The 20,960-nt window shown below is 50.9% G+C and carries 18 protein-coding genes; 7 read left to right on the forward strand and 11 right to left on the reverse strand.

Features of this window, described 5'->3' with window-relative positions:
• The first annotated feature begins 17 nt into the window (after positions 1-17).
• The 3 genes from rsuA to C3D30_RS08800 all read left to right on the forward strand — a co-directional run bounded on the left by rsuA (position 18) and on the right by C3D30_RS08800 (position 2,608).
• The gene (rsuA, locus tag C3D30_RS08785) at positions 18-713 is read left to right on the forward strand and encodes a 16S rRNA pseudouridine(516) synthase RsuA (protein ID WP_021551075.1); all 696 of its coding nucleotides are present in this window, start codon (positions 18-20) and stop codon (positions 711-713) included.
• A 27-nt stretch (positions 714-740) separates the two neighbouring features.
• Positions 741-1,931 carry a multidrug efflux MFS transporter Bcr gene (gene bcr, locus C3D30_RS08790; protein WP_000213383.1) on the forward strand — a complete coding sequence of 397 codons (1,191 nt, stop codon included), beginning with the start codon at positions 741-743 and terminating at the stop codon, positions 1,929-1,931.
• Positions 1,932-2,263: 332 nt separating this feature from the next.
• Positions 2,264-2,608 (forward strand): YejG family protein, encoded by a 345-nt coding sequence (locus C3D30_RS08800; protein ID WP_000202796.1) that lies wholly within the window; start codon positions 2,264-2,266, stop codon positions 2,606-2,608.
• 3 nt (positions 2,609-2,611) lie between these two features.
• Here the strand turns inward: C3D30_RS08800 and yejF are convergent, their stop codons facing one another.
• The 10 genes from yejF to yeiP form a co-directional block, all read right to left on the reverse strand.
• Positions 2,612-4,201 (reverse strand): microcin C ABC transporter ATP-binding protein YejF, encoded by a 1,590-nt coding sequence (yejF, locus tag C3D30_RS08805; RefSeq protein ID WP_105284977.1) that lies wholly within the window; start codon positions 4,199-4,201, stop codon positions 2,612-2,614.
• 1 nt (position 4,202) lies between these two features.
• Positions 4,203-5,228, reverse strand: coding sequence for an ABC transporter permease (locus C3D30_RS08810; RefSeq protein ID WP_021551073.1), 1,026 nt, complete (start codon positions 5,226-5,228; stop codon positions 4,203-4,205).
• Positions 5,228-6,322 carry a microcin C ABC transporter permease YejB gene (locus C3D30_RS08815; protein WP_000501604.1) on the reverse strand — a complete coding sequence of 365 codons (1,095 nt, stop codon included), beginning with the start codon at positions 6,320-6,322 and terminating at the stop codon, positions 5,228-5,230. The genes C3D30_RS08810 and C3D30_RS08815 overlap by 1 nt, the downstream gene beginning before the upstream one ends.
• Positions 6,323-8,137: an extracellular solute-binding protein gene (locus tag C3D30_RS08820; RefSeq protein WP_105286761.1), complete on the reverse strand. Its 1,815-nt coding sequence runs from the start codon at positions 8,135-8,137 to the stop codon at positions 6,323-6,325.
• Between the two features lie 81 nt (positions 8,138-8,218).
• Entirely contained in the window at positions 8,219-9,775 is a 1,557-nt protein-coding gene (locus tag C3D30_RS08825; protein WP_000470613.1) for a cyclic di-GMP phosphodiesterase, read from the reverse strand.
• A gap of 178 nt (positions 9,776-9,953) precedes the next feature.
• Positions 9,954-10,520 carry a bifunctional murein DD-endopeptidase/murein LD-carboxypeptidase gene (mepS, locus tag C3D30_RS08830; RefSeq protein WP_105286762.1) on the reverse strand — a complete coding sequence of 189 codons (567 nt, stop codon included), beginning with the start codon at positions 10,518-10,520 and terminating at the stop codon, positions 9,954-9,956.
• A 412-nt stretch (positions 10,521-10,932) separates the two neighbouring features.
• Positions 10,933-11,646 carry a Kdo(2)-lipid A phosphotransferase gene (gene lpxT, locus C3D30_RS08835; RefSeq protein WP_105286763.1) on the reverse strand — a complete coding sequence of 238 codons (714 nt, stop codon included), beginning with the start codon at positions 11,644-11,646 and terminating at the stop codon, positions 10,933-10,935.
• Positions 11,647-11,684: 38 nt separating this feature from the next.
• Complete coding sequence (yeiR, locus tag C3D30_RS08840) at positions 11,685-12,671, reverse strand: zinc-binding GTPase YeiR (RefSeq protein ID WP_000198831.1); 987 nt, start codon at positions 12,669-12,671, stop codon at positions 11,685-11,687.
• A gap of 117 nt (positions 12,672-12,788) precedes the next feature.
• Positions 12,789-14,255 (reverse strand): mannitol dehydrogenase family protein, encoded by a 1,467-nt coding sequence (locus C3D30_RS08845; RefSeq protein ID WP_105286764.1) that lies wholly within the window; start codon positions 14,253-14,255, stop codon positions 12,789-12,791.
• Between the two features lie 222 nt (positions 14,256-14,477).
• Positions 14,478-15,050: an elongation factor P-like protein YeiP gene (yeiP, locus tag C3D30_RS08850; RefSeq protein ID WP_001136831.1), complete on the reverse strand. Its 573-nt coding sequence runs from the start codon at positions 15,048-15,050 to the stop codon at positions 14,478-14,480.
• Between the two features lie 154 nt (positions 15,051-15,204).
• Here yeiP and C3D30_RS08855 point away from each other — a divergent pair, with 154 nt between their 5' ends.
• Positions 15,205-15,459: a YkgJ family cysteine cluster protein gene (locus C3D30_RS08855; RefSeq protein WP_016231823.1), complete on the forward strand. Its 255-nt coding sequence runs from the start codon at positions 15,205-15,207 to the stop codon at positions 15,457-15,459.
• Here C3D30_RS08855 and setB read toward each other — a convergent pair.
• Positions 15,456-16,637 (reverse strand): sugar efflux transporter SetB, encoded by a 1,182-nt coding sequence (setB, locus tag C3D30_RS08860; protein ID WP_000551965.1) that lies wholly within the window; start codon positions 16,635-16,637, stop codon positions 15,456-15,458. The genes C3D30_RS08855 and setB overlap by 4 nt on opposite strands.
• 368 nt (positions 16,638-17,005) lie before the next feature.
• Here setB and fruB point away from each other — a divergent pair, with 368 nt between their 5' ends.
• From fruB to fruA, 3 genes are read left to right on the forward strand one after another with little or no spacing between them, the layout of a single operon-like run.
• Entirely contained in the window at positions 17,006-18,136 is a 1,131-nt protein-coding gene (gene fruB, locus C3D30_RS08865; protein WP_000487253.1) for a fused PTS fructose transporter subunit IIA/HPr protein, read from the forward strand.
• On the forward strand, positions 18,136-19,074 hold the full coding sequence (gene fruK / locus C3D30_RS08870; RefSeq protein ID WP_000091270.1) for a 1-phosphofructokinase: 939 nt from the start codon (positions 18,136-18,138) through the stop codon (positions 19,072-19,074). Before fruB ends, fruK begins: the two co-directional genes overlap by 1 nt.
• Before the next feature lie 16 nt (positions 19,075-19,090).
• Positions 19,091-20,782: a PTS fructose transporter subunit IIBC gene (gene fruA / locus C3D30_RS08875; protein ID WP_105286765.1), complete on the forward strand. Its 1,692-nt coding sequence runs from the start codon at positions 19,091-19,093 to the stop codon at positions 20,780-20,782.
• The last annotated feature ends 178 nt before the right edge of the window (positions 20,783-20,960 follow it).

The raw sequence follows: 20,960 nt of genomic DNA on the forward strand, positions 1-20,960 counted from the left end.
CAGGCAAAATCACACACATGCGACTTGATAAATTTATCGCACAGCAACTCGGCGTTAGCCGTGCTATTGCCGGGCGTGAAATCCGTGCCACTCGTGTCACCGTCGATGGCGAAATCGTCCGCAATGCAGCGTTTAAACTGCTCCCTGAACACAGTGTGGCTTACGATGGAAACCCGCTGGCACAGCAACACGGACCACGTTACTTCATGCTCAATAAGCCTCAGGGCTATGTTTGTTCTACTGACGATCCGGATCACCCAACGGTGCTCTATTTTCTGGATGAACCTGTGGCGTGGAAACTACACGCAGCAGGGCGGCTGGATATCGACACCACCGGTCTGGTGCTGATGACCGATGACGGTCAGTGGTCGCACCGCATTACTTCTCCGCGTCATCATTGTGAGAAAACCTACCTGGTGACGCTGGAGTCCCCGGTGGCAGCCGATACGGCAGAGCAGTTTGCTAAAGGCGTGCAGTTACATAACGAAAAAGATCTCACTAAGCCGGCGGTGCTGGAAGTGATTACTCCGACGCAGGTACGTCTGACCATCAGCGAAGGACGTTATCATCAGGTGAAACGCATGTTCGCCGCCGTGGGTAACCACGTGGTTGAGCTGCATCGTGAACGTATTGGCGGCATTACGCTGGATGCTGATTTAGCACCCGGTGAATATCGTCCATTAACTGCAGAAGAAATCGCCAGCGTTAGTTAACACTTTCATTATATTCAGGAGCCCGTTGTGACCACGCGACAGCATTCATCGTTTGCTATTGTCTTTATCCTTGGCCTGCTGGCCATGTTGATGCCGCTGTCGATTGATATGTATCTGCCCGCGCTGCCAGTGATTTCTGCGCAGTTTGGTGTGCCGGCGGGCAGTACGCAGATGACCCTGAGTACTTATATTCTGGGCTTTGCGTTGGGGCAGTTAATCTACGGGCCGATGGCGGATAGCTTCGGGCGTAAGCCGGTGGTTCTCGGCGGCACTCTGGTATTTGCTGCGGCGGCGGTGGCGTGTGCACTGGCGCAAACTATCGATCAGCTGATTGTGATGCGTTTCTTCCACGGGCTGGCGGCAGCAGCGGCCAGCGTGGTCATCAACGCCCTGATGCGCGATATCTACCCGAAAGAAGAGTTCTCGCGGATGATGTCGTTTGTCATGCTGGTAACGACCATCGCACCGCTGATGGCACCGATTGTTGGCGGTTGGGTGCTGGTGTGGCTGAGCTGGCATTACATTTTCTGGATCCTCGCCGTGGCGGCGATTCTGGCTTCGGCGATGATCTTCTTCCTGATCAAAGAAACGTTACCGCCGGAGCGTCGTCAGCCGTTTCACATCCGTACCACTATTGGTAACTTCGCTGCGCTGTTCCGTCATAAGCGTGTCCTGAGTTATATGCTGGCCAGCGGTTTTAGCTTTGCCGGGATGTTCTCGTTCTTAAGCGCCGGACCGTTTGTCTACATTGAAATTAACCACGTCGCGCCGGAAAACTTTGGTTATTACTTTGCGCTGAATATTGTTTTCTTGTTCGTGATGACCATCTTTAACAGTCGCTTTGTTCGCCGCATTGGCGCGCTGAATATGTTCCGATCGGGGCTGTGGATACAATTTATTATGGCGGCGTGGATGGTCATCAGTGCGCTGCTGGGACTAGGGTTCTGGTCGCTGGTGGTTGGTGTGGCGGCGTTTGTGGGTTGCGTGTCGATGGTGTCATCCAATGCGATGGCAGTGATTCTGGATGAGTTTCCGCATATGGCGGGAACGGCATCATCGCTGGCAGGAACCTTCCGCTTTGGTATTGGCGCCATTGTCGGTGCATTGCTCTCCCTTGCGACCTTTAACTCCGCATGGCCGATGATCTGGTCGATTGCGTTCTGTGCGACCTGCTCCATTCTCTTCTGTCTGTACGCCAGTCGGCCGAAAAAACGGTGATCTATTGCACAACGGGGAAGCTAAAAGGCTTCCTTTGTTGATGCATATCAACCGCAAATCTATCAATCTCCCGTCATTTGTTTATTTTATGTAAAATCAATTTATGTAAAAAGTCACATCATTGTAGTTAAAAAGGTTGAGTTAGATCGCAGAAACGGGTACATATAGCCCCGCAAACGTGACCACGCCCGCAGATATTATTTAAATCAGAGCCATAGAGGCCACGCAGGCGAGGCATCAATCTTTACGATCTGTTTAAAGACGGGTTGTTGATGATGTGTTAAAATTGATGTAAACAAATTGTGAAGTAAATGTGCTTCCGGGGAAAATAAGTGACTTCATTACAACTCTCAATCGTCCATCGACTGCCGCAGAACTATCGCTGGTCTGCTGGTTTCGCAGGTTCGAAGGTTGAACCGATTCCGCAAAATGGACCGTGCGGTGACAACAGCCTGGTGGCGCTTAAATTGCTTAGCCCGGATGGTGATAATGCATGGTCGGTGATGTATAAACTAAGTCAGGCGTTAAGCGACATCGAAGTTCCATGCTCGGTACTGGAGTGTGAAGGTGAACCGTGCCTGTTTGTAAATCGCCATGATGAGTTTGCTGCGACATGCCGACTGAAAAATTTTGGTGTGGCAATTGCCGAGCCCTTCTCAAATTACAATCCTTTTTAAGCGTCAGCTTAACGCCAGTAGCTGACGCGTATACTCCTGCTGCGGTGCGGCAAATACGCGCGCGCACGGCCCTTGTTCCACCACTTCCCCTTGTCGCAGTACGATAACCTGATGACATAACGCGCGGACGACGTGTAAATCGTGGCTGATAAACAAATAGGCCAGTTGATGCTTTTGTTGCAATGATTTCAATAGCGTCAATATTTGCGCCTGTACCGTTTTGTCGAGCGACGATGTTGGTTCATCAAGAATGATCAGTGAAGGCTTAAGAATCAACGCCCTGGCAATCGCTATGCGTTGTCGTTGCCCCCCGGAAAACTCTGCCGGATAACGATGGCGCGTTTCAGGATCTAATCCCACTTCATGCATCACCGCTTTCACTTGTTCTTCGCGTTGTGCGGCAGAAAGCGTCGGCTGGTGAACCCGTAATCCCTCCTCAATAATCTGCAATACGTTGAGTCGTGGATTGAGCGAGGAGTTTGGATCCTGAAATACCACCTGAATGCGATGGCGAATCGGCAATAGCTGGCGGCGATTTAAATTTTGCAATGGCTGACCGTCAAAGACGATGCTGCCCTGAGAGTTAATCAGTCGCAGTAGCGCCAGTCCCGTAGTGCTTTTACCGGAACCGGACTCGCCCACTAAACCCAGCGTTTCACCTGCCCGTAGCGTAAAACTGACACTTTTCACCACCACGTTATGATCGACAACGCGTTTTAAAATCCCCTTGCGAATGGGGAAGGCAACCTGAAGCTGTTCAACATCAAGCAACGTTGAGGCAGGCTCTGGCAACGGCACCGGGTCGCCTGACGGCTCGCTGTTGAGTAGCTTTTGCGTGTAAGAATGAGCAGGGGAGGCAAATAGCGCAGTGGCGTTATTTTGCTCCACGCAGCGACCGTTTTGCATCACTGCCACGCGATGAGCCAGTTTTCTGACAATGCTGAGGTTATGAGTAATAAACAGCATACCCATATTCAGTTCATGTTGCAGTTCGCGCAACAGTTGCAAAATCTGCGCCTGGACAGAGACGTCCAGCGCGGTGGTCGGTTCATCGGCAATTAATAATTCCGGTCGTGTTAATAGCGCCATCGCAATCATCACCCGCTGGCGTTCGCCGCCAGAGAGCTGATGCGGGTAATCTGTCAGTCGTTTTGCTGCCTGACGGATACCTACGCGATCAAGGCAATTTAATATCTCGCCACGTGCCGCTTCTCGTCGCATCCCGCGATGGAGTGAAAGCACTTCATAAAGCTGTTTTTCCAGGGTATGCAATGGATTTAACGACACCATTGGCTCCTGGAAGATCATGGCTATCTTATTACCGCGTACGCCACGCAACGTTTGCTCGCTGGCATGAAGCAGCGATTCGCCATGAAAACGAATATCTCCAGCAAGATATTCAACCGGTGGGGAAGGGAGCAGACGTAAAATAGACAGTGCGGTAACGCTCTTGCCGGAACCTGACTCGCCTACCAGTGCCAGCGTTTCGCCAGCCTCAATCTGTAGTGAAACATCATTCACTACGGTACGAACAGTTTGCTGATGGCGAAAACCCACCGACAAGTTTTCAATCGCTAACAGAGTTTGCGTCATGCTACACCGCCTTATTAGGATCAAATGCGTCGCGGACTGCTTCACCAATAAAGATCAGCAAAGACAACAATATCGCCACCGACAAGAAGGCGGTGATCCCAAGCCACGGTGCCTGGAGGTTATTTTTTCCTTGTAACAGCAGTTCGCCGAGCGACGGTGAACCGAGCGGCAGACCGAAACCGAGGAAATCGAGCGAGGTCAGGGTAGTTATTGAACTGCATAAAATAAACGGTAAAAAGGTAAGGGTAGCGACCATGGCATTTGGCAACATATGACGCAGAATTATACTGCGATCGCTGACGCCAAGCGCCTGAGCTGCACGGATGTAGTCGAAATTGCGGGTACGTAAAAACTCTGCGCGCACCACGCCGACCAGACTCATCCAGCCAAACAAAACGGTAATTGCCAGCAGCCACCAGAAGTTAGGCTGCACGACACTGGAGAGCAGAATAATTAAAAACAGCGTTGGCATTCCCGACCATACTTCAATAAAGCGTTGTCCCCAGAGATCGACTTTACCGCCGTAATAGCCTTGTAGCGCCCCCGCCAGCACGCCCATCACGCTGGAACAGAGTGTCAACATCAAACCAAACAGAACCGAGATCCGCGTACCATACAGAATGCGCGCCAGCACATCACCGCCGTTGGCATCGGTTCCCAGCCAGTTTTGTCGGGATGGCGGGGAAGGGAAAGGCTTATCGGTGGAAAAGTTGATACTGGTAGCACCAAAGCGAATCGGCGCCCACAGTACCCAGCCATTATCCTCCAGCCGTTGTTTCAGCCACGGGTCCTGATAATCAGCCTGGCTTGCCAGCGGGCCGCCAAAATCGCTTTCACTGTAGTTTTTCAGCAACGGGAAATACCAGCTGCCGTCATAACGCACCAGCAACGGTTTATCGTTGGCGATCAGTTCAGAACACAAACTCAAACCAAACAAGACGAGAAAAATCCATAACGACCAGTAGCCGCGACGGTTATGACGAAAACGTGCCCAACGGGCCTGATTGACGGGGCTGAGTCGCGACATTAGCGTCCCTCAAAATCAATACGCGGATCGACCAGCGTATAGCTGATATCACTGACGATATTCAGCAGCAGGCCAATCAGGGTGAAAATATACAGCGTGCCAAACATCACCGGATAATCGCGTGAGACGGTCGCTTCGTAGCCCAGTAAGCCAAGGCCATTGAGCGAAAACATCACCTCAATCAGCAGTGAACCGGTGAAAAACATGCTGATAAACGTCGCCGGAAAACCGGCAATCACCAGCAGCATGGCGTTACGAAACACATGTTTCCAGAGAATATTTTTCTCACTGACCCCTTTCGCACGCGCGGTCACCACGTATTGTTTGCGCACTTCATCAAGGAATGAGTTTTTGGTCAGCATCGTGAGTGCCGCAAAGCCGCCAATCACTGTCGCCAGCACGGGTAGCGTGATATGCCACAGATAATCGGTGATTTTCTGATACCACGGCAGCGAATCAAAATTAGCGGATACCAGGCCGCGCAGAGGGAACAGGTCGAAATAGCTGCCCCCTGCGAAGAAGACAATCAGCAAGATGGCAAATAAAAAGGCCGGAATGGCGTAACCGATGATGATAAATGCGCTACTCCAGACGTCAAAGCGGCTACCGTTATAAACGGCTTTGCGAATGCCTAACGGAATCGACACCAGATAGATAATCAGCGTGCTCCATAATCCGAGGGTGATGGAAACCGGCAGACTGTCTTTAATTAGCGTCAGTACCGAGGCGCTGCGAAACAGGCTGTCGCCGAAATCAAAGCGGATGTAGTCCCAGAGCATTTTGAAGTAACGTTCGTGGATCGGCTTATCGAAACCGTAGCGATGAGTGATCTCGGCGATCACTTCTGGATCTAATCCGCGTCCGCCACGGTAATTACTGTCGCTGATATTGCCGACGCCCGTTTGCGCATGGCTGGCACGAACACCTTCGCCGCCTGCGCCGGGTAATACTCCGGCATTACCAAACTCAATGGCGGCGATAGCCTGATCGACCGGACCGCCAGGCGCAATTTGCACGATGAAAAAGTTGATGGTGATAATCGCCCATAACGTTGGGATCACCAGCAACAGACGGCGAATCAGATAAGCGCCCATCTACTCTCCCTGTTGTCTGGCTGACGGCAGTTTGCCCGCTTTATTGACGTCATACCACCAGGTATCGATACCGAGGCTGTAAATGGGGCGCACTGCTGGGTGAGAGAATTTATCCCACCAGGCAAGACGGTCTTCCGCCATGTACCACATCGGCAGCATGTAATAATTCCACGTTAACACGCGATCCAGTGCGCGCCCCAACGGCAGTAATTTTTCTTTATTTCCCTGCGCGGCAATAATCTGGTTGATCAGCGAGTCGATAACCGGACTTTGCACGCCGGGGGCATTATAAGTGGAGTTGATATATTCCGATGACCAGGAAATCTGTAAATCGGAACTGGGCCACGGCATTGCTCGCCACACGCGCGGCATCATGTCATAGTCGCGACTGCGCATTCGGTTGGTGATTTGCGAGTTATCCACCTTGCGAATGTCCATATTGATGCCCAGCCGTTGCAGGCTGTGCTGGAACGGTAATACCCACTGACTATTGCTGCTCGAAGGCAGCAATAACTCAAAGCTGAGCGGCTGACCCGTTGTGGTATTTACGCGTTGCTGACCTTTCAGAACCCAGCCTGCTTCGTTGAGAAGTTTGTCGGCTTTTAACAGGTTGTCACGATCGTAGCCATCGCCTTTGGATACCGGCGGCTGGTAGATTTGCGTGAAGACTTCTGGCGGTAACTCTTTTTTCATCGGCGCCAGAAGCACCAGTTCCGCAGCGTCGGGGTAATTTCTGGCAGCGTATTCTGTATTCTGAAAATAACTGTTAGTGCGACTCCAGGCATTGTAAAACAACGCCTTGTTCATCCATTCAAAGTCAAAGGCGAGAGTGATGGCTTCCCGGATCCGGCGATCGCTGAATACCGGACGCTGGATGTTAAACGCCAGCCAGCGCGTATCCTGTGCTGATTCGTTCTTTTGCTCGTCTTTGATAATGTATTTTTTGTCGAAATTTTTACCGGTATAGCGCGTGGCCCAGTTTTTGGCGTCGTTTTCCATACGCAAATCAAAAGCGCCGGCTTTAAATGCTTCAAAGGCGACATTATCGTCGAGGTAATAATCGTAGCGAATGGTGTCGAAATTCCAGCGCCCACGGTTTACCGGTAAGTTTGCCGCCCAGTAATCTTTCACGCGGGAATAAACAATATTCTGCCCCATTTTCCAGGACGTAATTCGGTACGGACCACTGGCAAGCGGAGGCGTGGCGAGCGGGTCGCTAAGTTTGTGATCTTTCCAGTACTTTTCTGGAAACACCGGCAGCGAAAACAGACTAAGCATATCTTCTTTACCGGGTTTGGCTAATTCAATGCGCACGGTTAAAGGCGCAATGGCTTTAACGGTAGTGCCTTTATAAACCAGACGAAATTGCGGTACGCCTTCGGTCATAAATTTTTGAAAAGTGAATTCAACATCGCGGGCAGTAATGGGCGAACCATCATGAAAACGGGCGCGCGGATTAATTGCGACCTCCACCCAGGAATAATCGTCAGCATAGCGCGCGCTTTCGGCAATCAGCGGGTAATAACTGCCTGGCTCGTCATCGGAGGTGGTAAATAGCGTGTCGTACAGCTGCTCGGTACGTGCGCCAGGGTTACCGCGCAGTGCATAGCGGTTGAAATTATCGAAGGTTCCAATGGAGGATAACGTTATTTGCCCACCTTTTGGCGCGGCGGGGTTCACATAATCAAAATGGTTGAAATTAAACGCGTACCGGGGTTCTCCCAGCACCGCAAAGGCATAGCTTTCCTTGATAGCCTGCGCCTGCGCACAAAAGGTGAACAGAGCGATAAACAGCAGCAGTATGCGCACAATCATCTGCAACGGATTTCCTTTTACTCATCATTAGCCGCAATCCGGCATACTTTCACTATGAATAATAAGGGACGCACGCACACCTTACCACTGTGGCGTATGAGGTTTCTCCAGCCAGCGGATAAAATCATCCAGCGGCAGGGGGCGGCTAATCCAGTAACCTTGCAGGAAATTAACGCCACGTTCGCGCAGCCAGCGCGCCTGTTCCGGTGTTTCGACCCCTTCAGCAACTGTCAGCATATTGAGGCGTTTCGCCAGTGTCAGCACCGCGTCAAGTACCGGTGAGGTGACCGTTTCCGTACCTATGGCGTTGATAAAGCCACGGTCAATTTTCAGATAATCGAGTGTGAAGCGTTCCAGATAGATAAGCGCACTGTGTCCGGTGCCGAAGTCATCAATGGCAATTTCTACGCCGACAGAATGCAGCCATGCGAAAAGCTGTGATGCTTCATGCTCTTTCAGCATATCGCGTTCGGTAATTTCCAGTACAATCTGGAAATGGTGCGCAGGCAGGGAGGCAATCAGCCGGTGTATATCGGCTTTAAAGCTCTCGCTGTGCAGATGATCCGGCGCGATGTTAATGCCAAATTTCACGCCCACCGGCAGTACGTTTTCTAATTTTGCGGCATCACGCGCAATCAGCTCAAACAGATGCTGGGTGAGAGGCACAATCATCTTTTGCGATTCGGCATAGTGAATGAAGGCATCCGGGGGAATTTCACCCACTACCGGGTGACGCCAGCGTAGCAGTACTTCCAGGCCGGTTACCCGCAGCGTTTGTGCATCAACCACCGGTTGATACACCACGTAAAATTGCTCACGTTTGATGGCCATCATAATTTCTCTGCCAGGGCGCATACGCACGCTCATCAGGTAATAGCAGAGCAGGCCAACGACAGTTCCACTCATGCCTCCGAGTAAAAACGCGTACCACACATCGTTCCATGTCCAGTCATCAGCATAAAGCCGAACGGTCAGCGGAAGGCCTGCAATTTTGGTTTCGCGTACAGGCGTGCCGGTTAACTCACGGACGTTCATCAAATGCGACGTAAAGGTCGATAGCGCAGTATCACCAATAATGAGTGCGATACCGTTGAAATCTTGCTGGTGATAGCTATAGAAAATATAAGGCGTCAGGTTCAGATTCAATGCCGCAAAAACGCCGCTATTTTTTAATAAAGGGTTACGATACCAGATGACGATCGTTGGTTTATTGGGCACCATCGGTGTGCCTGGCAATATTGCCATATCAATATCTTTGCCGATATTTAGTGCCGGGATCAGTTCACTGAGTGGGATGTCCATCTCACCAGTCGCAGATGAGCAGAAGCTTTTTTTATCCTTTACCAGCACAAACGTTCGCACATTCATGCTAAATGCTGCGCGTGCAGTCAGCTCCGGGTTTGCTTGCTGGCAGGTATCTAAGGTAAGCGGCTGGAGCCTGTCAGTGGTGGATTTCAGGTCGGCAAAATAGGTATTGAGATATTTTTGTACGTCGTTAATCAAGGTGTCGTATTTGACTTCGTGTTTATGCCAGGCCACTAAAAACTGAAGACAGCTGACCAGTATCGCAATCATCACGCCCGCAATAATGCAGGTGAGCAGGATCTTACGTCCAGAAGAGGGAGCTCGTATGAACATGGTTCCGATAATATCCTGAAAATACGACAACACTAAAAGGAAAGAATGACGGGACTATAGCCTGGTTCAAGATGTGGAAACATCATTTTCTCGGATGAGAAAAACCAAAAAGCACTGCCTAAGCAGTGCTTTCCGTTAACTCGTCAGGATAGCCAAGGGATTGCATCCAAACGATTTATTAGCTACGGCTGAGAACCCGACGTGCTTCGTTGTAACGCTTCTTCCAGTACGGCTCATTCATGCTGGAAATAATTACACCACTGCTGGTGGATGCGTGAACAAACTGATTATTACCGATATAAATACCGACATGGCGTCCGGTTGAACCCGCGCGGAACAGGACTAAGTCGCCTGTACGCAAATTACTACGGGAAACTGATTTCCCCATTTCCTGCTGTTCATACGTTGAACGCGGAAGTTCTAAGCCAAATTGCTCACGGAAGGTACGTTGTACAAAACCAGAACAATCGATACCTTTTTTGGTGCTGCCGCCCAGACGATAACGAACGCCTTTCCAGTCAGCATACTGATCCATAATTCGAGATTTCACGTCGACATTACGAACCAGGTTTTCAAATTCATCCTGAGAAGCTTGCAGTGATGATGTTTCATTACCCACTGCACGTGTCTCAGGATGTATATTCTTTGCGGTGTTGTTTGCACTACATGCAGAAAGCAGAACCGCTACTGCAATCGCGGGAATGCCGCGCAAGATATATCTCAAAATCGGTTGAGATTTGACCATGTTGTTTGTTTTCCCTTGAAGTCCTTAACGATAAATATCGTTATAAAAAAATGCCAAGCGACACGAGACTAATTACCTGGGCATGTTGAAACAATTCCTTAAGGCCAAATCTGTGGACTAACGCACAAAATTATATGCTGTGAGGATAATTTAACGCCGAGGCAAAACGAGTTCGAGATTACCCGATTGGCGCGGTCTTGGCGAGCGGTTTTACATGATTTTTTATAAGAAAAAGTGATACAGAAAGTTAATAAGTGGGATTGGTCAATTAAAGAACAATTGTGCGAAAAACATGCAATCCATTCATTTACTTAAAGAATGAGCACTGTGTTCGATGAATGAAAGCAATGGTGCGTATCATCAGGATTATCCTCACTATAAAAATAAACCTGATGATGTTAATTACTGTGAGTTATTTGTTTTGGAAATGTTTACTTTTTCCCGGTAGTGATTTGTCAAAAAAGGTGATTAATCGATCACTTAATGGCGTCAACAGCACCCAGGGTAAACCGATCAATATCACGGTCATGGAGCCGACAATGATATCGGTAAACCAGTGTGCGCCAATCATTACTCTGGGAAATGCAAAAACCACAAAAATAATAATGCCGATAAGACCTGCGACTTTTCCGAAATAACGCCACATAAAGGCGGAAAAAATAAGTAGCATCATGCCGTGATCGCCGGGAAAGCTATCTCGTGATGCATCTTTCGTGGGTACAGGTAGCAGTTCGCTGACGCGGTTAATATCTGTAAAGGTTAATGTCGGACTGGCCCGTTTGACAGGAATTAATGCCTGGCCCAACTGGTTTAATACCACTGCGGTTAACAGCATGACCAGACCAATAATTACGATACGCCGTCTTCCGGAGGCGTTTTCTTTCAGCCAGAAACTCAGCATCAGCATTCCCATTGCCAGCAGTGAACAACCGTCGAATGCACGATTATTGGTCAATGCAACCAGCCATAAAAAGGCCTTACTTTCGACCAGTTTATGATTAAAAAAATAAAAAATATCCGCATCAATCGGTAACCAGAATCCATGATTAACGGGTATGTACCAGGAAAGAAACAGCACGAGGCCGACAACGTTCAACAACACTATTTGCGGCAAATTTTTAATCATATTTTCTCTAATTATCTTACTGAAAAACGCAGGCAACCTTACGCGCTGGTCGCTAAACGAAGCTTCAACAGCGCGCTTTGTAAGGCGTTCCAGTCAGTTTCGCCGCTGGAGATCAGCTCAATACGGCTATCCGGCGGTGCAACGTTTTGCGTTTCAATGTGCAGGTCATCGCCCTGACGGTTGATTCGCACCAGCCCTTCTGGAATGCGCATTACGCCTTTTACGCGTTCCACCGGTGCAAGTCGTGCCCATTCCAGAATGCCAATGGTGTCGAACACCGTGTCGGCGTCAAAAATCCAGCCGCAGGCCTGATGTCCTTGTCCGCTGTTCAGACTGCGACGCCAGCGTTGATGTTCTGGCAGACTTAAAGCCGCTAACCCTTTTTTCACGGTATGCTGATGTGAATGGGCGGCGCTGGCAGGCAACTCGGTTAAATTGCGACGGGGTAAATCCAGAAGATGACCTTCAATTTGCCCATGTTCGCAGTGAATTAATTGCCGATCGCCACCATTTTGTTGCCACCAGCGTTGCAACGCTTGCTCGCTTTCGGGCGTCGTGCGGTCGGATTTATTGGCAACAATGATGTCTGCGGCAGCCAACTGGTCACGGAAGTTTTCATTTTTGACGCTTTTTTCGTCCAGCAGCAGGCGTGGGTCGAGAATACACAACGTGGCGCGCAAGTCGATCCAGGGTTCATAGACTGGTGCGGTTAATAGATCGAGGATCTGTTTCGGATGGCCCAGCCCGGTTGGCTCTATCAACAAGCGGTCTGGTTTTCCCTGGCGCAGCAAAGTATTCAACCCTACCTGCATGGGTAAACCATTAACGCAGCACATGCAGCCGCCGGGGATCTCTTTCAGCAATGCGCCGCTATCGGCGAGCAAAGCGCCATCAATTCCGACTTCCCCAAATTCATTAACCAGTACCGCCCATTTTTCGTTTGGATCTTTATGGGCTAGCAGATGAAGAATCGACGTGGTTTTCCCGCTGCCGAGAAAACCGGTGATGAGGTTGGTCCTGGTCACAGCGGCTCCGCAATACTCTGATAAGTTAACTGTGCGTTAATCCTGGCTAAAAAAGGCTGAAAAGAGAAGGGGAGAGCGGACGAAGGCGGGCTTCATCCGCTTTAACCGCAGAAATCGTTAAATTTTGAGAGTGTTTAATAGCGCCTGATGCGCCCCAAACTGCGCGATTTGTTGCCAGGCTTGTTCGATAGCCTGAACAAAATGCGGGTTATTTGGCAGGTCATCACCGAAAACTTCACGCAGAGAAAGCAGGGCGATTACGCGTTGTTCACTGCTGCTGCTCGCAACCAGGTCGCGAATTTTATCGCTAAGCGGATCGCGAACATCAATAGCATTTCCGGCATCATCAACACCGCACACATACCGCATCCAGCCTGCAACGCCTAATGCCAACAATGACCAGTCTGTTCCGCGCGCCAGATGGATGCGAATGCCTGCCAGCATACGCTGCGGTAATTTCTGGCTGCCATCCATCGCGATTTGCCAGGTCTTATGTTTCAGCGACGGGTTAGCAAAACGTGCAATTAACTTATCCGCATATTGTGTTAAATCGACATCTTTGATCCGCAGCGTCGGCGCCTGCTCATCCAGCATTAACGTTCTGGCGGCACGGCGAAATGCGCGATCCTGCATACAATCACTGATGTGGGCGAATCCTGCGAGATAACCCAGATAAGCGAGAAAAGAGTGACTACCATTAAGCATACGCAGTTTCATCTCCTCCCACGGCAGGACATCATTGACCATCTGCACGCCAGCGACTTCCCAGGCAGGGCGCCCCGCGACAAAGTTATCTTCAACCACCCATTGGATAAACGGCTCGCAGCTAATCGCACAGGGATCATTCACGCCCAGATGTTGGCTAATTTCCTCCAGTGATTCGTCGGTTGCTGCCGGGACAATGCGGTCTACCATGGTTCCCGGAAAGCTGACGTGATCTTTTATCCATTCCGCAAGTTCTGGCGAACGTTTTTCCGCCATCCCCAGCACCGCGTTTTTCACCACATGGCCATTATCGGGAATGTTGTCGCAGGAGAGCACGGTAAACGGTGCAAGGCCGCGTTCACGGCGGCGTTTCAGTGCTTCGACGAGAATGCCTGGCGCGGAGTGAGGCTCTTCAGGGTTTTGTAGATCGTGAATAATCCGCGAATTGCTGGTGTCGAGTGCACCGGTCGCCGGGTCAATGCAATAGCCTTTTTCGGTAATCGTCAGGGAAACAATTGCCACCTGCGGCTCGCAAAACTTCTCAATAATTGCCGCTAATGAATCCAGTTTTGCATTCAGGCACTCGCGAACGGCTCCAATAATAATCGCCTGGTTACCGTCTGCGCCTTTCTCTAACACGGTGTATAAATGATCCTGCGCGCGAAGCTGGCTCATCAGCTGATCACCACTGAACAGGCTGATTTCACAAATTCCCCAGTCACCACCCAACGCACTCAGCACACGATCGGTTAATAGTGCCTGATGCGCACGGTGGAAGGCTCCAAACCCAAAATGAACGATACGGGATTTCAATTGTTGCCGATCGTAGCGGGGCGAGTGTACGTGCTGCGGGAGTGTAACGGAGGCGATTGTATTCATAGGAGTCACGTCTTAGTAACGATTAATTAACAACGACAGTGTAAAGTTATATGACAGCAATTGAAATTGGTCTGGATTGTTAATGCAGTGAAGTGTGAGGGCGATCAATGTACTGGTGAATATTGCGGGAGAGCGATGTTCAGGAAGCGCAAAATAAAAGATTGGTATAATAAATTAAAAAAGGGACAGCCTGAGCTATCCCTTTTCTGAATGTGGCTGAAATTAGTCAGCACGTCCCATATAACGGCGTTCTTCGATATGGATACGAATTTTTTCGCCCGGGCTTAAATATTCTGGTACTTGAATGACCAGACCGGTGCTCAATGTCGCCGGTTTGTTACGGGCGCTGGCAGACGCGCCTTTGATGCCCGGTGCGGTTTCAACGATTTCCAGATCAACGGTTTGCGGCAGTTCAAGTGCCAGCAGTTGACCGTCCCAGGTCAGAACCTGCATATCCGGCATACCGCCTTCTGGCATAAACATCAGTTCTTCTTCGATCTGATCTTTTGTGAAGGTATACGGGGTATAGTCTTCTTTATCCATAAAGACATATTCGTTGCCATCGACGTAGGAGAAGTCAACGTAACGACGGGTCAGCGTTACGGTGTCAACGATATCATCGCCTTTGAAGCGTTCTTCCACTTTCAGCCCGGTACGGACATCAGAAAAACGCATTTTGTACAGCGTAGCGGCACCACGGGCGGTTGGCGACTGAATATCAATATCCTTAACCAGCAGCAATTTGCCGTTGTAATTCAGTACCATACCCTTTTTAATTTCGTTCGCTCTTGGCATCGAAAAATTCCTGTTATCGAAAATGTCAAAAATATCGCGTCAAACTACTCGCGACGAGCCTTTCAGGCAAGTGGTATTCGCACTTTTGCTGGTGCAAAAAAGGTGGTACTGTGCGCGCTCATCAATCCGGTGGTTAACCTTAAGAGAACAACGTATGGAATGCCGTCCGGATTGCGGGGCGTGTTGCACAGCCCCTTCAATTTCCAGTCCTATACCCGGTATGCCAGATGGCAAGCCCGCCAATACGCCCTGCATTCAGCTTGATGAACAACAACGTTGTAAAATTTTTACATCACCGCTACGTCCGAAAGTTTGCGCAGGTTTACAAGCCAGTGCTGAAATGTGCGGCAATACGCGTCAGCAGGCGATGACCTGGCTTATCGATCTGGAAATACTGACCACGCCTTAAACATCTTTAATCCGCAGTAAGCAGAACAGAGTGGCGATAATCATCACCATCGCAAACCAGAACACGGCGTGATAATTCCAGATTTCGGCGACTATGCCCGCCACTGACCCCGCGATGATCCAGCCCACACGAGACGTATTGGTATAGAGCGTGGTTGCTGAACCCGCCTGACCAGGCATCAGATCCTGAAAATAGAGCATCCCGATGCCACCCAGAATGCCAATAAAAATAGCATTCAGTAGCTGCAAACCCAACAGAATGACAGGTGAATGCGCCATCAACATACCTGCGTAAAAACAGACGCCACCCACGGCGGCAACGCGCATTAAGAAACGCTTACCCAGACGTTTGGCAAAATAACCCGCAATCAACATGGTCGGGATTTCCAGGCCTGCGGCGGTTCCCATCATCACGCCCGCCAGTTTCTCAGGAAGATGTAATTCGTTGATAATAAACAGTGGCATGTTGATGATGTACAGGCTATTTGACCCCCACATCAACGTACAAATGACAAACAGCAGTAGCGTATCGCGACGATTACGGCGCGGCGCTTCAACCGTGCCGGTCGCCAGCGGAACCTCTTTTTGCATCGATGGTAAAAATAGCCACACCATCACGCCGCAGATAATAAACGCCACTGCTGCGCTGAGATACATCACCGTAAAGCTGAACCCCATCGCCAGAGCATAAGCCAGCGGCGGACCAATGACCCATGCCAACGAAACCTGAGCACGTAAAAAAGAGCTGAACATCACCGCTTCACGCCCGGTTTTGTCAGCGTGCTCACGGGCAAGAGCAAACATTTGCGGGTTGGCGGTAGAGCCAAAGCTACTAAGAAAGACACCAACGAACAGCAAAACAAAGTAGTTGCGGTTCCAGGCAAAAAGGGTGCAGGCCAGCACGCCTAACAGGCAGCAAAAGACAATCAGTGATTTACGATCGCCGCGCTTATCAGAGCGTCCGGCGAGAAACTGACTCACCAGAATCCCGATGACAGCACTGCCGGTAAAGAAGAATCCCACCATCGCCGGACGGGCGTGCACTTCATCGGTAAGGAATATACTGAGCGTTGGGGTTTGCAGAGCGCCCGCAATACCGGTGAGAAAGGCAACGATTAAAAACGCCGTCGATGTCAGGTCAAACGATTTCGCGCTGGAGACTGCGGGGGAGTTATGCATGCTGGTCGATCACTGAAAGATGGAGACGCGGAGTTTACGCTGCTTGTCAGAAAATAAACAGTCAGTGAAATCAAACTCGCCACGAATAATCAAAATGCCATTTCACTCTTGTTGATTGTCTGCTGACGCTGCTGAAATGAAATTGCTGACAACGGATTTCTCCCGTCAGCAATTAGGAAAAATGACAAAAAATTGTGCAGCACATCAAACTTTTGGTCATAAGTTTACAGCTTCCCTTGCGTGCTGAAACAGAAGTATTATGCTTTCTTGAAACGTTTCAGCGCGATCTTGTCTTTAACCCTAAGCCAGGTTGGCGCTTTTTTTCTCATAGAGGCTGAATCGTTTCAATTCAGCAAGAGAGGAGAACTATGTTCCAGTTATCCGTACAGGACATCCATCCGGGCGAAAAGGCCGGAGACAAAGAAGAGGCGATTCGCCAGGTCGCTGCGGCGCTGGTGCAGGCCGGTAATGTAGCTGAAGGCTACGTCAATGGCATGCTGGCGCGCGAGCAGCAAACCTCAACGTTCCTCGGCAATGGTATTGCCATTCCCCACGGCACCACCGACACCCGCGATCAGGTGCTTAAAACCGGCGTTCAGGTGTTTCAGTTCCCGGAAGGCGTCACCTGGGGTGACGGTCAGGTGGCGTACGTGGCGATCGGTATTGCCGCCAGCTCGGACGAACATCTGGGCCTGCTGCGCCAGTTGACCCACGTACTGAGCGATGATTCCGTTGCTGAACAATTGAAGTCAGCCACCACAGCAGAAGAACTTCGCGCATTGCTGATGGGCGAAAAGCAGAGTGAGCAGCTGAAACTCGACAACGAAATGCTGACGCTGGATATCGTTGCCAGCGATCTGCTGACTCTTCAGGCGCTGAACGCTGCGCGTCTGAAAGAAGCGGGGGCCGTTGACGCCACCTTCGTCACCAAAGCCATCAATGAACAGCCGCTGAATCTCGGACAGGGCATCTGGCTGAGCGATAGCGCCGAAGGCAACCTGCGTAGCGCGATTGCGGTAAGCCGTGCGGCAAATGCTTTTGATGTGGACGGCGAAACGGCAGCCATGCTGGTGAGTGTGGCAATGAATGACGATCAGCCCGTCGCGGTTCTTAAGCGTCTCGCCGATCTGTTACTCGACAATAAAGCTGACCGTTTGCTGAAAGCAGATGCGGCAACATTGCTGGCACTGCTGACCAGCGATGATGCGCCGACTGACGACGTGTTAAGCGCGGAGTTTGTGGTGCGCAACGAACACGGCCTGCATGCTCGTCCAGGCACCATGCTGGTCAATACCATTAAACAATTTAACAGTGATATTACCGTGACAAACCTTGATGGCACCGGCAAACCGGCAAACGGACGTAGTCTGATGAAAGTTGTGGCACTTGGCGTTAAGAAAGGTCATCGCCTGCGCTTTACCGCCCAGGGGGCGGATGCTGAACAGGCACTGAAGGCAATTGGCGACGCCATCGCCGCAGGTCTTGGGGAGGGCGCGTAATGAGCAGACGTGTTGCTACGATCACCCTCAATCCGGCGTATGACCTTGTTGGTTTCTGCCCGGAAATTGAGCGCGGCGAAGTGAACCTGGTGAAAACTACCGGTCTTCATGCGGCGGGTAAAGGTATCAATGTTGCCAAAGTTCTGAAAGATCTGGGTATTGATGTCACCGTTGGCGGCTTCCTGGGTAAAGACAATCAGGACGGATTTCAGCAACTGTTCAGCGAGCTGGGCATTGCCAACCGTTTCCAGGTTGTTCAGGGGCGTACCCGCATTAACGTTAAGCTGACGGAAAAAGACGGCGAAGTCACTGACCTCAATTTCTCGGGGTTTGAAGTCACTCCTGCCGACTGGGAACGCTTTGTGACTGATTCTCTGAGCTGGCTCGGTCAGTTCGATATGGTCTGTGTCAGCGGCAGCTTACCGTCAGGCGTCAGCCCGGAAGCATTCACCGACTGGATGACTCGCCTGCGTAGTCAGTGTCCTTGCATTATCTTTGATAGTAGCCGCGAAGCATTAGTGGCAGGTTTGAAAGCGGCACCGTGGCTGGTGAAACCTAACCGTCGCGAGCTGGAAATCTGGGCAGGCCGTAAACTGCCTGAAATGAAAGATGTCATTGAAGCTGCACATGCGCTACGTGAACAAGGTATCGCGCATGTCGTAATTTCACTGGGTGCCGAAGGCGCGCTTTGGGTTAATGCCTCCGGCGAATGGATCGCCAAACCACCGTCAGTCGATGTCGTAAGCACTGTTGGCGCAGGGGATTCCATGGTTGGCGGCCTCATTTATGGCTTGCTGATGCGTGAATCCAGTGAACACACACTGCGTCTGGCAACGGCTGTTGCAGCCCTGGCGGTCAGTCAAAGCAATGTGGGTATTACCGATCGTCCGCAGTTGGCCGCAATGATGGCGCGCGTCGACTTACAACCTTTTAACTGACAGCAGGAGAGGCATAATGAAAACGCTGCTGATTATTGACGCTAATCTCGGTCAGGCACGCGCCTATATGGCGAAGACCCTGCTGGGCGCGGCGGCGCGAAAAGCAAAACTGGAAATCATCGACAATCCGAACGACGCTGAAATGGCGATTGTTCTGGGTGATTCCATCCCGAACGACAGCGCGCTGAACGGTAAAAATGTCTGGCTGGGCGATATTTCCCGCGCAGTCGCGCACCCTGAGCTGTTCCTGAGTGAAGCCAAAGGTCATGCGAAGCCTTACACTGCGCCGGTCGTTGCGACAGCACCGATTGCCGCCAGCGGCCCGAAACGCGTGGTTGCGGTGACTGCTTGCCCAACTGGCGTAGCACATACCTTTATGGCTGCTGAAGCCATTGAAACCGAAGCGAAAAAACGTGGCTGGTGGGTGAAAGTTGAAACCCGTGGCTCCGTTGGTGCGGGTAACGCGATCACGCCTGAAGAAGTGGCAGCAGCGGATCTGGTGATTGTGGCAGCAGATATCGAAGTGGATCTGGCAAAATTTGCCGGTAAACCGATGTATCGCACTTCTACCGGTCTGGCGCTGAAGAAAACGGCGCAGGAGCTGGATAAAGCGGTTGCTGAAGCGACGCCTTACGAACCGGCGGGCAAAGCTCAAACGGCAACTACTGAAGGTAAGAAAGAGAGTGCAGGCGCGTACCGTCACCTGCTGACGGGCGTTTCCTACATGCTGCCAATGGTGGTTGCGGGTGGTCTGTGTATCGCGCTTTCCTTTGCTTTTGGTATCGAAGCGTTTAAAGAGCAAGGGACGCTGGCGGCGGCGCTGATGCAGATTGGCGGTGGTTCAGCCTTTGCGCTGATGGTGCCGGTACTGGCGGGTTACATTGCCTTCTCCATTGCCGATCGTCCGGGTCTCACGCCGGGTCTGATTGGAGGTATGCTGGCGGTCAGCACAGGTTCTGGCTTCATTGGCGGGATTATTGCGGGCTTCCTGGCGGGTTACATCGCGAAGTTAATCAGTACGCAACTGAAACTGCCACAGAGTATGGAGGCGTTGAAACCGATTCTGATCATTCCGCTGATTTCCAGTCTGGTGGTCGGTCTGGCGATGATCTACCTGATCGGTAAACCGGTTGCTGGCATCCTCGAAAGTCTGACTCACTGGCTGCAAACCATGGGTACTGCGAATGCGGTTCTGCTGGGCGCGATCCTCGGTGGCATGATGTGTACTGACATGGGCGGTCCGGTAAACAAAGCGGCGTACGCGTTTGGTGTTGGTCTGCTGAGTACCCAAACCTATGGCCCGATGGCGGCGATTATGGCGGCAGGTATGGTACCACCGCTGGCAATGGGTCTGGCAACAATGGTGGCGCGTCGCAAATTCGACAAAGCGCAGCAGGAAGGCGGCAAAGCGGCTCTGGTACTTGGCCTGTGCTTTATTTCGGAAGGTGCAATTCCGTTTGCTGCTCGTGATCCGATGCGTGTGCTGCCGTGCTGTATCGTGGGTGGGGCGCTGACTGGCGCAATCTCAATGGCGATTGGTGCGAAACTGATGGCACCACACGGTGGTCTGTTTGTTCTACTGATCCCTGGCGCTATTACGCCGGTACTGGGTTACCTGGTAGCAATTATTGCCGGTACGCTGGTGGCGGGTCTGGCCTATGCCTTCCTGAAACGTCCGGAAGCGGACGTTGTGGCGAAAGCAGCATAATAAAACGTGAACTACAGGGCAGAAATTTTCTGCCCTGTATCATTTGATGAGTGCAAGATGAGTGATAAATTGTTGACGGCAATTCTATGATTTTGAATGGTTTTATTTTCCAATAGAAAGCTGACACTCTCATCAAAAAGTAACGTCATTTCCTCAAGGGCAGATTAATTTCTGCCCT

This window comes from Escherichia sp. MOD1-EC5433 (assembly GCF_002966005.1).
GTDB classification, from domain to species: domain Bacteria; phylum Pseudomonadota; class Gammaproteobacteria; order Enterobacterales; family Enterobacteriaceae; genus Escherichia; species Escherichia ruysiae.